Source organism: Sporolactobacillus sp. BBK16-2 (genome assembly GCF_059878335.1).
Genome location: NZ_CM187611.1, coordinates 1,851,366 through 1,865,140, shown reverse-complemented (window position 1 = coordinate 1,865,140; position 13,775 = coordinate 1,851,366). Strand labels below are relative to the sequence as shown.

Sequence of the window (13,775 nt, the reverse complement as noted above, 5' to 3'; positions counted from 1 at the left end):
ACGCATATGAAACGCCGTTATTGGATTGCCGGTTTGTCTGTCATCGCGGTCGCTCTGCTGATCGGTCTTGGCGTTTGGGGCTATCAGGAGCACCAAATGAAGAAGACAGTGATGATAAACGCGGAAAATCACTACCAGCAAGCTTTTCATGAACTGACTTATTATGTTGATTCTTTAGAAGAATCTCTTGGGACGGCGCTTGCCATGCAGTCACGAGAATCAATGCGTCCGCAACTCGTGGAAACTTGGCGATTAAGTGCACTTGCTCATGCGGCAGCCAATGAACTTCCGCTTACCTTTTTGCCGTTCAACAGAACCAATGAATTTCTCGCGCATGTCGGTGAATTCACCTATAATACGGGTGTTAAAACGATTAATGATCGCCCATTAAGTAATAAAGAATCCAAAAATCTTGCAAAACTTTATACAGAATCCATGACAATACGAGACGAATTAAGAGATGTTCAATCGAAGGTAATGTCGCAGCACCTGCGTTGGATGGATGTTGAACAAGCTCTTAAAAGTAAAAAACAAAATCAGGATAATCAAGTCATTGATGGAATGAAGCGGGTGGACGGGCAAGCGACCGATTATACGCAAAGCTTCAGCCCTGAAAACCCGCGTAATGTTGTTCTTGAAAAAAAGAAGATTAATCCGATGAAAGGAGCACAGATAAAAAGCAGTCAAGCGGTTGATAATTTAAAGAAGTGGGTCAATAAACCGCACGCACAAACACGCAAAGTTACTCAGACTGGCAAAGGGTCAAATGTTCCTGCCTACGAAATTGCTATGAAGGATAAAGGAAGATCGTTGAACGCATCGGTAACAAAAAAAGGTGGCCATATTGCTTGGTTTCTTTTTGAACGTCCGGTTGAAAAAGAGACCATAAATCTATATGATGCCTCAAAAAGGTCAGAAACTTTTCTGAAACAGCGTCAAGTAAAGGATATGATTTTAACAAAACGTAACAAATATAATCATGTTGCCGTACTAACTTATGTGCTTCAGAAAAACGGTGTTCGTGTCTATCCCGCATCGATGAGAATAAAAGTTGCGCTTGATAATGGTGAAATACTTGCATTTGATCAAACAGACTATTTATTTAATAAGTATGACGATGTTCCGCTTCAGCCTAAACTCTCAGAGAGTGAAGCTCGGAAACAACTGAATCCCAATCTAAAGGTACAGGAATCGGATCTCGCTGTTTTTCAGAACGCGATGTTGAAAAATGTGCTTTGCTATGAATTTTTTGCGACGCGAGCAAATGATACCTATCGTGTCATGCTGAATGCTGAGAATGGAGATCAGGAAAAAATAGAACTTTTGAAGGAATAGCAGATGGATGCTGGTTAGATCTGTTTCCAAGGGGCTTGGCTGAACCGAGGATTCTACTGTATAATGAACACAAGGTGCAAGACTTTTGGAGTAATTTGGCAAAAGATGAATTCATGGTTGATTGAAAATGCGGAGGAGACGATCATGAAACTGAAGGTTGGCGGAACACTGGTCTTAGAACAAATGAACAATCATGCACAAAGTGTGCGCTATCGATGCAAGCTTGCCGAAGTTAAAGACAATGCATTGCTGATTGATTATCCGATTGAAGAAAAAACAGGAAAAACACCAGTGCTTCTGAATGGAACTGTATTTACGGCTATATATATTAATGACAGTCAAGTCTTTCGTTTTCCGACAACGTTTATTCAACGAATTTCTGGTCAGGTTCCTTTGATGCTCATGAGTTTTGACGGTGAGGACAGCATGGAAGAGATTCAGCGTCGAAACTATGTCCGTGTGGAAGCGAACTTGGATATTGCGATCCATTCAAGTGAGGGGGCATTTCGCCCATTTACAACGATGACCAGTGATATTGGCGGCGGTGGATCATTAATCAACTTGCCCGATGATTTTCCAATTGAAGAAGAAGATTCGATTGTATCCTGGATTGTTCTTCCAATGACTTCAGGTGCTGATCAATATATCAAGGTGCAATCGAGAGTCATTAGAATTTTTACTGATAAACACACAAATGGGAAAAGGGCGACCATTAAATTTTTGTTGCAGTCAGAGAGAGAACGCCAGCCGATTATACGCTTTTGCTTTGAAAAGCAGCTGGAAGCAAGGAAAAAACTGCTCGAAATGGAATCGCGCAGACATAAAGGCTGATAGACAGCAAAATGTTTTTAAATAGTCAAACAATCAGTCAAGACAGATGGGAGTAAGCAGGTATTATGGAGAATTTATTTCAAGTAGCAATTGACGGACCGGCAGCTGCAGGAAAAAGTACAGTTGCCAAAATTGCTGCAAAAACATTGGGGTTTGTTTATATTGATACAGGAGCGATGTATCGATCGCTCACGTATAAAGCACTTAAAGAGAAAGTCAATTTAAATAATGGGCAAGCGTTGAAAGAATTGTTGGATTCAACAGAAATTAAACTGGTACAAGGTGTCAGGGGACAGAAGGTGTACGTGGACGGAGACGATGTGACTGACCTTATTCGCTATCCTGAGGTCTCCGAACATGTCTCACTGGTTTCTTCTTACGAGGCTGTGCGAGCTGAGATGGTGGACCGTCAGCGCAAATTAGCACAATCGTGCAGTGTTGTCATGGACGGACGAGATATTGGAACACATGTTCTTCCGAATGCGCAGGTTAAAATATTTTTAATTGCTTCAGTTGAAGAACGAGCAGTTCGCAGATATCGGGAAGAACTGCAAAAAGGCAGACATCCGTCCATGGAAACACTGAAGGAATCCATTGCACTCAGAGACAAAAAGGATATGGAAAGAGATGTTTCCCCACTTGTTAAAGCAGCAGATGCAGTGGCACTTGACACCACTTCGCTTAGCATTGAGGAAGTGGTTGAGAAAATTCTGCATTTTGTAAAGGAGAAACAGCCATCTTGAATCTCTATTCTTTTGGAAAAACATTAGTTAAAGTGTTTTATAAACTAACTTTTAGAATCCAGGTTATAGGGCGGGAAAACGTTCCTGAGCAGGGCGGTACACTGATCTGCAGCAACCACCTTTCTAATTTTGATCCACCGATGATCGGTATCAGTCTTGCGAGACCATTAAGTTTTGTTGCTAAATCTGAGCTCTTCAATATCCCGGGCTTTGGTCGGCTGCTCAGCCACTTAAATGCTTTTCCAATAAAGCGCGGCACCGGAGATCGTGGCGCACTCAGAGTAGCAGTGAAGCTTATCCGAGAAGGACATGCATTGCTTATTTTTCCTGAAGGACACAGGAATCTGGAACATACGCCATTGAAGAAAGGCCTTTCAGGAGCAGGATTCTTTGCACTGCAGACGGATGCGGTTGTCGTTCCTTGTGCAATAATTGGCAACTATAAATTCAGAAGCAAGATGAAAATCATTTTTGGCAAACCGATTAACACGAAAGAAATGAAAGAATTAAAGATGAAATCTTCAGAGGCAAGCGCAATCATCATGAAACATATTCAGGCATTGCTTGATGAATACACAGAGCCAACTGCTTGACAAAAGCGTCTATTTGTAAGAAGTTATGAGTAGGATATTTTCTCGGTTGGTTAATTAAAGGAGGTCCCGGAGAATGGTTGAAGAAGTAAATCATGAAATGGCATCTTTTGATGCGATTGGTGTAGGCGATGTAGTTAATGGAAAAGTAACAAAAGTTGAAGAAAAACATGCGTTAGTTGATGTTGGATATAAAGTGGACGGCATTCTGCCAATCAGCGAGCTTTCAAGCCTTCACGTTGAAAAAGTCTCGGATATGCTTCATGAAGGTGACGAGATCAGTGTAAAGGTAACAAAGCTGGAAGATGATGAACTCGTCCTGTCGAAACGTGAAGTTGACGCAGACAGAGCATGGGGTGATCTCGAGGCTAAATTCAACGAAAAAACTACATTTTCCGTTGAAATTGCTGATGTTGTTAAAGGCGGTTTGGTTGTTGACTTAGGTGTTCGCGGGTTTATTCCAGCTTCTCTTGTTGAACGTCATTTTGTTGAAGATTTCAGTGACTATAAAGGCAAACCACTTGATGTTAAAATCGTCGAATTAGATCGTGAAAAGAGGAAAGTTATCCTTTCCCATCGTGCGGTTTTGGACGAAGAAGCGGATCAGAAAAAAATTGAGACGCTTCAAGGGATTAAAGAAGGTTCCGTCCTTGAAGGGACCGTTCAACGGCTGACTGATTTCGGCGCATTTGTAGATATTGGCGGAGTTGATGGACTTGTTCACATTTCTCAACTTGCTCATTATCATGTGGAAACTCCTTCAGAAGTCGTCTCCGAAGGGGATAAAGTCAAGGTCAAAGTTTTATCGGTAGATCCTGCTAATGAACGGATCTCACTGTCAATTAAAGCAACTCAGCCTGGACCTTGGGAAACGGCAAAATCGAAGATCAACGCCGGTGATGTTCTTGAAGGAACAGTGAAAAGACTAGTTCCATTCGGTGCATTTGTTGAATTGCTCCCAGGTGTTGAAGGCTTAGTTCATATCTCCGAAATTTCACATGATCATATTGGAACTCCTGAAGAAGTGCTTTCAGAGAACCAGCAAATCAAGGTGAAAGTTCTGGATGTGAATTTTGATGAACAACGTGTATCGTTGAGCATCAAAGCACTTGAAGAACCAAAAGCAGAAAATCATGCAGAACAGCCTGCTGAAACACCTGAGATTGAAGAAGCAACAACAGGTTTTTCCCTTGGTGACATGATTGGCGATCAGTTAAAAAAATATAAATAATTTAATGCGTGAACATGAAAGAGGCGGAAAATGTTTGGAAGCTTACCTGCTCCCTGCTTTTTCCGCTTTTTCAAGGCTGTGATGGAATCTTAATACTGATTTGCATAGGTTATTGCTGCATGGGCAATAAATGAGATATACAATTCGAGAACGTTTAATTTTTGGACCTCTCCTGTTAAAGGAAAGGTTTCTTTTATGATTAGCTTTGTTCATTAATATTTGATGAAGTGATCAGTGAAAGATGAAGAACCCTTGCTAGATCATCACTGATACGTAAGCATTATGATGAGTAACAAATTGATGATGATAGAACAGAGGAACCAGGGGGAAATTTGCCCCTAAGTAAACCTCGATCATGATCAGTTTTTGAAGGAGGAACATTATGTCTAAACCTACGATTGCTATAGTCGGCCGTCCTAATGTCGGAAAATCTACCCTGTTCAACCGTATTGTCGGTGGCCGCATGGCCATTGTTGAGGATAAACCGGGCGTTACAAGAGACAGGCTGTATGGAAACGGATCTTGGCTGACCAATGAATTCCATGTCATCGACACCGGTGGTATTGATCTTGGCGATGAGCCGCTGCTCGCGCAAATGCGAGCCCAAGCTGAAATTGCCGTTGATGAATCTGATGTGATCTTGTTTCTGGTCGATGGACGAACAGGATTAACGGATGCCGACGAAGCAGTTGCCCAATTATTAAGAAGATCCAAGAAGCCTGTTGTTCTTGGTGTAAATAAGTTAGATAATTTTAAGCAGAAAGAATTGATGTACGAGTTCTACTCTGTAGGACTTGGGGATCCTTATGCGATTTCATGCGCACATGGACAAGGCATAGGCGATTTGCTCGATGCAGTGATTGATAAATTTCCGAAATCTGAGCCTAACCCGGAAGAGGACGGCGCTATTCGCTTTGCTTTGATCGGCCGTCCTAATGTGGGCAAGTCGTCTCTCGTCAACACAATACTCGGCAAGGAACGTGTGATTGTTAGTGATATTGCGGGAACGACACGTGATGCGATCGACTCTCCATTTACACGCAACGGTCAAAATTTTGTTATTGTCGACACAGCAGGTATCCGCCGCCGGGGACGTGTCTATGAAAAGACGGAAAAATACAGCGTGCTTCGAGCGCAGCGTTCCATTGAAGAGTCCGATGTGGTTTTGGTTTTGATAAACGGAGAAGAAGGAATAATCGAACAGGACAAAAAAATTGCCGGTTACGCGCACGATGCAGGACGAGCGATTGTTATTGTAGTTAATAAATGGGATGCAGTTGAAAAAGACGGGAAGACCATGGACAAGTTCAAGAAGAAAATTCGTGAACAGTTTCAATTTATTGACTATGCACCGATCGTTTTCCTATCTGCGTTAACCGGAAGCCGTGTTGATCAAATTCTGCCGGTTATTGAGCAGGTAGCTGAAAACCATAGCCTGCGTGTGCAGACAAGTTTGTTGAATGATTGTATTATGGATACGGTAGCTATGACGCCGCCACCGTCAGATAAAGGTAAGCGATTGAAAATTTATTATGGTACTCAAGTAGCCGTTCGTCCGCCAGTATTCGTATTGTTTGTCAATGATCCGGAGCTTCTGCATTTTTCTTATGTGCGCCATATTGAAAACAGGCTTCGTGAGACTTTTGGATTCATTGGTACACCGATAAAAATATTATCAAGAAAAAAGAATGAGAAGTAAGAGGAGAGGTTTGAATCATGCTGATCGCGTTTTCTATAATTATTTCTTATCTTATCGGATCAATCAGCTTCAGCTACTTAATTACAAAGAAGATTAAAAAGATTGACATCCGCCAAACAGGCAGCGGCAACGCAGGCGCAACAAATACGATGCGTGTGCTGGGAACAGGACCTGCCGTTGGGGTATTGATTTTGGACGTTCTAAAAGGGGTTGTTTGCATTTTGATGGCCAATTTACTTGGCTTACCCGACTGGGCGGTGGCACTGTCCGGTTTAGCGGCAATAATCGGACATGATTTCCCTATTTATTACGGTTTTAAAGGCGGCAAGGGCGTTGCAACAACTATTGGCGTCTTTTTTATGATTATGCCGCTTTTTGCGTTAATTGCAGGTGTCATTACCATCTTGATTATCGCGGTCACACGTTTTGTTTCGCTAGGATCTTTGTTTTTCCTTTTGTTTACGCCAATATTGGGATGGATCATTCATGGCTATTCCGCAGGCGTCTTAGTTGTGGCCTTTTTAATTACGGTCCTGGCCTTTTATCAGCATCGGGCGAACATCGTTCGGTTAATTCAAGGTAAGGAAAATAAACTCGGCCACAAGAAAGCTCAGGCTTAAGAATTTTCTGTTGTTCGCTGTAAACTTTGAATCGAGGAGGCAGAGCAATGAAGAAAATAGCAGTTTTGGGAGCTGGAAGCTGGGGTACTGCGCTTTCGATGGTACTCGCGGATAATGGTTTCACAGTTTCGCTTTGGAGCCACAGAAAAGAGCAGGCAAACGAAATTTTGCACGAGCATACAAATCAAAAGTATCTGCCAGGGGTTGTGCTGTCTGATCTAATTAGCGGTACAAATAGTTTGAGTGAGGCTCTTAGTCATGCATCCGCTGTGCTTCTTGTTGTTCCAGCAAAGGCAATGCGTGATGTATTGAAGCAGATTCGTACCATTATTGAACAGCCAATCTTGTTCGTTCATGGTGTGAAAGGTATTGAACCGGGATCGTTTAAACGGATGTCTGAGGTTATTGAGGAAGAGATCCCTGCATCGCTTCGAACAGCAGTTGTGGTTCTTTCAGGACCCAGCCATGCTGAAGAGGTTGCCTTGAGACATCCTACAACGGTTGCCGTTGCATCGTCTAATATTAATGCTGCTCAAGAAGCACAGGATCTCTTTTTTAATCATTATTTTCGTGTGTATACCAATGAAGATACAGTAGGCGTAGAAATAGGCGGTGCATTAAAAAACATTATTGCACTTGGTGCAGGCTTGCTTGACGGACTCGGGTACGGAGATAATGCAAAGGCTGCGTTGATTACTCGTGGGCTCGCGGAGATATCCCGACTTGGGACGAAAATGGGTGCACATCCATTGACATTTATAGGGCTGACCGGCATGGGTGATTTAATCGTTACCTGTACGAGTGTGCACAGCAGAAACTGGCGAGCAGGAAATTTGCTTGGTAAAGGTGAGAAGCTTGATACTGTATTACAACAGATGGGGATGGTTGTAGAGGGTGTCCGGACAGCAGAAGCTGCTTATGCCTTAGCTAAAAAGATGAACATAGAAATGCCGATCACGACTGCAATCTATCAGGTATTATTTGAAGATAAGCATCCAAAAGAAGCGGTTGACGAATTGATGAATCGTGATAAGAAGGATGAAATTGAGCCGCTTTCTCAAAGCCTGGCTGAAAAAATAGCACGGGAACAATAGGTGGCACGTTACTCCCTCCTTGCATACTATGTAAAGAATGCAGGGTAAAGGAGGACGTTCATTGGATTCTAATAATCCTTTTTTTGATAACATTGAAAAGAAGACGAACGTGAAGAAAGAGGATATCCTGGAGATAGCCAACTCAGTTTCAAACGCTAATTTCAGCGATCCTAAGGTCGTCAGAGAACTCATTGCTCGCATTGGGAGTACAGCAGGCGTACCCGTTTCAAAGGAAAAGGAAGAGGCTATTGTGAAAGCCATTACTTCGGGTAATATGCCGAGCAATCTTACATCGCTGTCAAAAATTTTCGGCCCAAAACGATAAGTATTGGGCCGTCGCCAGCGGCAAACGAAGTAGGAATAGCATAATGTATAGGTGCGTCAATCATTCTGCAAGAGCGCAAAGGGCGTGGAAGGAATTAGTCATGTGGAGAGAAAACGGCAACGTTTTCTCTCCATTTTTTTATCCATAAATGGCATAAAAAAATTATTGGACAATAGTTTAGTATAGATAGGCAGCCGAAACACTTGCGCTGCCGGCCCATTTTTCAACAGATCGCTTCGGAAGATCAAATTTTTATTGGCATAATCAATGGACAAAGTCATATGTTTAGAACGATCACCGAGGTAGTTTATTGCAGAAGGAGGAGCGGGAGGGTGCCAACTTTGGAAAAACTTGAACGAGTAGACATTTTCAAAGACATTGCTGAACGTACCGGGGGAGACATTTATTTAGGTGTTGTCGGAGCCGTCCGAACAGGAAAATCTACATTTATTAAGAAATTTATGGAGCTCGTTGTTTTGCCGAATATTGAGGATGAGGCAGATCGCGTTCGTGCAAAAGATGAATTGCCTCAAAGTGCCGCAGGAAAGCAAATCATGACGACCGAGCCCAAATTTATTCCTAATCATGCAGTTAAAGTGAGTGTGGAAGACGGACTTGACGTCAACATTCGTGTGGTTGACTGCGTTGGCTACGCGGTTAAAGGAGCAAAGGGGTTCGAAGATGAAAACGGCCCACGCATGGTACACACACCATGGTATGATGAACCGATTCCATTTCAAGAGGCGGCAGAAATTGGGACGCGCAAAGTCATTCAGGAACATTCTACTTTGGGCGTTGTCGTTACAACTGACGGTTCAATCGGTGAAATCGGACGTGAGGATTATGTTGAATCTGAGGAACGTATTGTTGATGAATTGAAAGAAGTGGGTAAACCATTTATTCTCATCGTCAACTCAACGCACCCTTATCATCCGGAGACAGAAGCATTGCGCAAGGAACTTTCGGAGAAGTATGATATCCCCGTGCTTGCTCAAAGTGTTGAGAACATGACGGAACACGATATCAATAACATTTTGCGCGAAGCATTGTTTGAATTTCCAGTTCTGGAAGTCAACGTAAATCTGCCGAGCTGGGTTATGGTTCTGAATGATGAACACTGGCTGCGCAAGAGCTATGAGGACGCGGTTAAAGAAACCGTTAAAGATATTAAGCGTTTGCGCGACGTTGATCGTGTCGTTGGAACTTTCGGACAATATGATTTCATTGAGAACGCTCAGCTATCAGGGATTGAAATGGGGAAAGGAACCGCCGAGATTGATTTGTTTGCTCCGGATAATCTCTATGATCAGGTGCTGAAAGAGGTCGTTGGCGTCGAAATTCGTGGGAAAGATCACTTGCTTCAACTGATGCAGGATTTTGCCCATGCAAAACGAGAGTATGATCAAGTAGCCGATGCGTTGAAGATGGTGAAACAGACCGGTTACGGTATTGCGGCACCATCAATCAGCGATATGAGTCTTGATGAGCCTGAGATTATTAAACAGGGATCACGTTTTGGAGTTCGGCTCAAGGCGGTTGCGCCTTCAATTCATATGATCAAAGTCGATGTAGAGTCTGAATTTGCGCCGATTATTGGTACTGAAAAACAGAGTGAAGAATTGGTACGCTATCTCATGCAAGATTTTGAGGATGATCCGCTCTCGATTTGGAATTCCGATATTTTCGGCCGCTCATTGAATTCCATCGTCCGTGAAGGCATCTCAGCGAAGCTGGCATTGATGCCTGAGAATGCTCGATACAAATTAAAAGAAACGTTGGAACGCATCATTAACGAAGGATCCGGGGGCTTAATCGCCATCATTTTGTGAGATCCTTTCCGAAATGAGTGAAATTCTAGATCCCAAATGGGGTCTTTTTCTTTTTGTTTATTTACGGGCTGGAAGGCGCGAATCTATTGACTTTTGACGGATTTTATTTTCAATAAGCGAATAAGAAGCAAAAATGCTCTTTTTTCTTCAAGAAACGGTTAAAAACGCGTGAATATGGCAATATTTTTATAAAAGCTGTTGAATTCTTCCATCACATCGTATATTATAAGCGTTGTTGATGTTTCATCCAGCGCAAAAAGGAGTTATTCCTTTTTAAGGAGGTGAAAGTGTTGAATAAGACTGAATTGATTACTGCGGTTGCAGAATCTGCTGAATTATCCAAAAAAGATGCTACAAAAGCGGTTGATTCTGTCCTGTCAACGATTGCCGATGCTTTGAAAAGTGGAAGCAAGGTTCAATTAATCGGATTTGGCAACTTTGAGGTTCGCGAACGTTCTGCTCGCAAAGGCCGCAATCCTCAAACGGGCGAAGAGATCGAAATCAGTGCAAGCAAAGTTCCAGCATTTAAGCCTGGTAAAGCATTGAAAGAAGCCGTCCAATGATCTGAGACGATACATAGGACGTAAGTACGAAAGAGCCATCCGTTTTGGATGGCTCTTTTTGCTACACAAGATGCTAACTTTACATGATTCTGCAGAAGTTAACAGGACCTCTTCGTGTTGAAAGGGATAAAAAATGAATGGAGCCGCATAAAACATTCACGGTTAAATGAGAATAAATAAGATCAAGTAAGGACGACTTTCCTTTATTTTTATGTTTGCCTATGCTAAAATTTTTTACTAGGACAAGTGATTTATGTTTACTTAGGAATTCTGACACAGGCGAACATGAACAAAGGCAGAAGCGGATACACTACAGGAATGTTGAAGTTGATTATGCTGTGTCTCCACTGTTTCTTTTTTTGTAAACTTTACTAATACAAAACGGCTTTATGATTCTATGGTGAAAGCATCAAGAGGCGTTTAGTTTATGATTAGGTGCGACGGGCAGGATAGATTGGGAGGCAAATTTCAGTGAACGTGGATCATGAAAAAATAGAGAAGGCTGTGCGAATGATTCTTGAAGCAATTGGCGAGAATCCGGATCGGAGCGGTCTTATTGAGACGCCTCAACGAGTGGCGCGCATGTACGAAGAAATTTTTCAAGGATTGCAGCAGGATCCGAAAGAATACTTATCGAAAACATTTGATGAAGCTCATGAAGAACTCGTTTTAGTGAAGGATATTCCCTTCTATTCAATGTGCGAGCATCATTTGGTTCCTTTTTTCGGTAAGGCTCATGTGGGATACATACCAAGAGGCGGACGAGTGACCGGGCTGAGCAAGCTTGCCAGAGCAGTTGAAGCAGTTGCGAAACGCCCACAGCTTCAAGAGAGGCTGACAACAGAAGTAGCAAACAGTATCGTGGAAACGCTTCGTCCTTATGGCGTTATTGTTGTCATTGAAGCGGAACATATGTGCATGACGATGCGGGGAGTAAAAAAGCCTGGGGCACGAACGATTACTTCGGCTGTGCGCGGCGTTTTCCAAAAGGATTCAACCGCTCGAGCAGAAGCGATGTCATTAATTAACCATTAATTCCAAATGAAAAAGTGAGGAATGGATCATGGAACTAAGGAATGAAGAAGTATTGGGCGATTATTTTGTTATTAAAGCAGAAGCAGACGGTGTCAATGTCATTGGGCTGACTCGCGGTGCGGAAACACGGTTTTTTCATACGGAAAAGCTCGACAAAGGTGAAGTAATGATCGCACAATTTACAGAGCACACTTCGGCAATTAAAGTACACGGTAAAGCAACCATACAAACAAAGCACGGCACAATCACATCGGAATGATCAACAAGGTCATCACCATTTGGAGTGAGGACAAATCTTGTGGTGATTATTTGCATGGGGGGTACTGAATTGTCGCTAAATGAGGAGCTAGACCTAATCTATCATCAACTTCGAAACGAATTAAATCATGATTACGTAAAAACAATTTTACCGGAACCGATAATTGATCGGGATAAACTCATGATTTATTATTTGTTGTTTCGCCAACAAGAATCAACGCTGAACGCCGGTGCCCATGCTAAGAGCGTTATGGTAGCGGAAATTGGCTTGAACACCCATGAGACGATGACGATTGAAAAATGTTCTGACATAAAAGCAACAAAGAAGAGACAACTGACTGTACTATCCGGAGATTTTTACAGTGCACTATATTATTATTCACTTGCGCGCCAATCGAATATGGAGGTTGTCAAATGGGTGGCGCAGGCGATCCAAACGTTCAATATACATAAATGTGCGTTTTTTTATTCAAAAACACGTCTGAATTGGTCTGAAACATTGGAAGCTGTGATGAAAATTGAGAGCGCTCTTGTAGAGAAGATTGCCCGCCAACTCGGTCAAGCGCCTATTATTCCTTACTTAAATGCCTTTTTTTTAATAAAAAGGCTTGTCATTGAAAGAAAAGCGCATGGGAATTGCGAACGAACCAGCTATTTTTCGCAAGCCGTTCTAGGCAGTGTCGAGACACTGACCGTCAAGCTTGATCAAGAAATTAAGAATAAAGCGGCACATTTGATTCATGCTCTGGACAGGCAGGAAAATCATTCAGAATGGCTGATGCAGATCATTGATTATTTGCGCGATCAACTCAGCCGAATGGCTGAAGGTGTTGGAGAAGGGACTTATTAATGATGATGGAGCAGGAAGAGAAACATGAGAAGGTTCACCGTGTCTTTCAAAAGATCTATAAGAACTATGACGCGATGAATTCATTAATTAGTTTTAATCGTCATAAGGTGTGGCGGCAAAAAGCGGATCGGATTGTCGCAGCAAATGAAGGAGATCGAGTTATTGATGTTTGTTGTGGGACCGGCGACTGGGCGATCTCAATGGCAAAGATAGTGGGATCTCAAGGAAGCGTTGTCGGTCTTGATTTCAGCGATAATATGTTGCAAATTGCCGAGCATAAAAAAGAATCAAGTCAACTTGAGAACGTCAAACTTGTAAATGGCGATGCGATGGCTATCCCTTATGAAAATGCATCATTTGATCGAGCAACGATCGGATTCGGTCTCAGAAATGTTCCCGATTATTTGACTGTGTTAAAGGAGATCAATCGTGTTTTGCGTCCTGGCGGCAGTCTTGTCTGCCTCGAAACATCACAAACTAAAATACCGATATACAGGCAGCTGTACTTTTTTTATTTTCGATTTATTATGCCGCTTCTTGGAAAAATATTTGCCGGTAGCTATAAAGAATATGCGTGGCTAAATGAGTCTGCATCAAAATTCCCTGATCAGAAAACATTAACTGAACTCTTCCGAAAAGCCGGTTTTGAAAATATATCGGTATGCTCATTAATGGGTGGCATTGCTGCAATCCATAAGGGAACCAAACCACTGGATCACGAGTAATTGCTTTTTTTAGCAATAATTTGTTTGCATAATGAGCGGTAACGAAA

Annotated in this window: 15 protein-coding genes; all 15 read left to right on the top strand. The window is 42.4% G+C overall.

What is annotated here, in order from left to right:
- Positions 1-6 precede the first annotated feature (6 nt).
- The 15 genes from ypeB to AC6F33_RS09230 all read left to right on the top strand — a co-directional run bounded on the left by ypeB (position 7) and on the right by AC6F33_RS09230 (position 13,728).
- Complete coding sequence (ypeB, locus tag AC6F33_RS09300; RefSeq protein ID WP_255748071.1) at positions 7-1,335, top strand: germination protein YpeB; 1,329 nt, start codon at positions 7-9, stop codon at positions 1,333-1,335.
- Positions 1,336-1,479: 144 nt separating this feature from the next.
- Positions 1,480-2,166 (top strand): flagellar brake protein, encoded by a 687-nt coding sequence (locus AC6F33_RS09295; protein ID WP_255748072.1) that lies wholly within the window; start codon positions 1,480-1,482, stop codon positions 2,164-2,166.
- A 65-nt stretch (positions 2,167-2,231) separates the two neighbouring features.
- Entirely contained in the window at positions 2,232-2,909 is a 678-nt protein-coding gene (cmk, locus tag AC6F33_RS09290; protein ID WP_255748073.1) for a (d)CMP kinase, read from the top strand.
- On the top strand, positions 2,906-3,502 hold the full coding sequence (locus AC6F33_RS09285; RefSeq protein ID WP_255748075.1) for a lysophospholipid acyltransferase family protein: 597 nt from the start codon (positions 2,906-2,908) through the stop codon (positions 3,500-3,502). The genes cmk and AC6F33_RS09285 overlap by 4 nt, the downstream gene beginning before the upstream one ends.
- Before the next feature lie 73 nt (positions 3,503-3,575).
- Positions 3,576-4,730, top strand: a complete 1,155-nt coding sequence (gene rpsA / locus AC6F33_RS09280; RefSeq protein ID WP_255748076.1) for a 30S ribosomal protein S1 — start codon at positions 3,576-3,578, stop codon at positions 4,728-4,730.
- A gap of 382 nt (positions 4,731-5,112) precedes the next feature.
- A complete protein-coding gene (der, locus tag AC6F33_RS09275) occupies positions 5,113-6,429 on the top strand; it encodes a ribosome biogenesis GTPase Der (RefSeq protein WP_255748078.1) in 1,317 nt (438 codons plus the stop codon).
- Positions 6,430-6,446: 17 nt separating this feature from the next.
- Positions 6,447-7,049 carry a glycerol-3-phosphate 1-O-acyltransferase PlsY gene (gene plsY / locus AC6F33_RS09270; RefSeq protein WP_255748080.1) on the top strand — a complete coding sequence of 201 codons (603 nt, stop codon included), beginning with the start codon at positions 6,447-6,449 and terminating at the stop codon, positions 7,047-7,049.
- Positions 7,050-7,096: 47 nt separating this feature from the next.
- Positions 7,097-8,143 (top strand): NAD(P)H-dependent glycerol-3-phosphate dehydrogenase, encoded by a 1,047-nt coding sequence (locus tag AC6F33_RS09265; RefSeq protein ID WP_255748082.1) that lies wholly within the window; start codon positions 7,097-7,099, stop codon positions 8,141-8,143.
- Between the two features lie 61 nt (positions 8,144-8,204).
- Positions 8,205-8,468 (top strand): stage VI sporulation protein F, encoded by a 264-nt coding sequence (locus AC6F33_RS09260; RefSeq protein WP_255748084.1) that lies wholly within the window; start codon positions 8,205-8,207, stop codon positions 8,466-8,468.
- 341 nt (positions 8,469-8,809) lie between these two features.
- The gene (spoIVA, locus tag AC6F33_RS09255) at positions 8,810-10,297 is read left to right on the top strand and encodes a stage IV sporulation protein A (protein ID WP_255748086.1); all 1,488 of its coding nucleotides are present in this window, start codon (positions 8,810-8,812) and stop codon (positions 10,295-10,297) included.
- A gap of 290 nt (positions 10,298-10,587) precedes the next feature.
- Positions 10,588-10,860, top strand: coding sequence for a non-specific DNA-binding protein Hbs (hbs, locus tag AC6F33_RS09250; RefSeq protein ID WP_023510384.1), 273 nt, complete (start codon positions 10,588-10,590; stop codon positions 10,858-10,860).
- A 471-nt stretch (positions 10,861-11,331) separates the two neighbouring features.
- Complete coding sequence (gene folE, locus AC6F33_RS09245) at positions 11,332-11,895, top strand: GTP cyclohydrolase I FolE (protein WP_255748087.1); 564 nt, start codon at positions 11,332-11,334, stop codon at positions 11,893-11,895.
- Between the two features lie 28 nt (positions 11,896-11,923).
- On the top strand, positions 11,924-12,154 hold the full coding sequence (gene mtrB / locus AC6F33_RS09240) for a trp RNA-binding attenuation protein MtrB (protein WP_255748089.1): 231 nt from the start codon (positions 11,924-11,926) through the stop codon (positions 12,152-12,154).
- Positions 12,155-12,208: 54 nt separating this feature from the next.
- Positions 12,209-13,003 carry a heptaprenyl diphosphate synthase component 1 gene (locus tag AC6F33_RS09235; RefSeq protein ID WP_255748090.1) on the top strand — a complete coding sequence of 265 codons (795 nt, stop codon included), beginning with the start codon at positions 12,209-12,211 and terminating at the stop codon, positions 13,001-13,003.
- A gap of 5 nt (positions 13,004-13,008) precedes the next feature.
- Positions 13,009-13,728, top strand: a complete 720-nt coding sequence (locus AC6F33_RS09230) for a demethylmenaquinone methyltransferase (protein ID WP_255748186.1) — start codon at positions 13,009-13,011, stop codon at positions 13,726-13,728.
- Positions 13,729-13,775 lie beyond the last annotated feature (47 nt).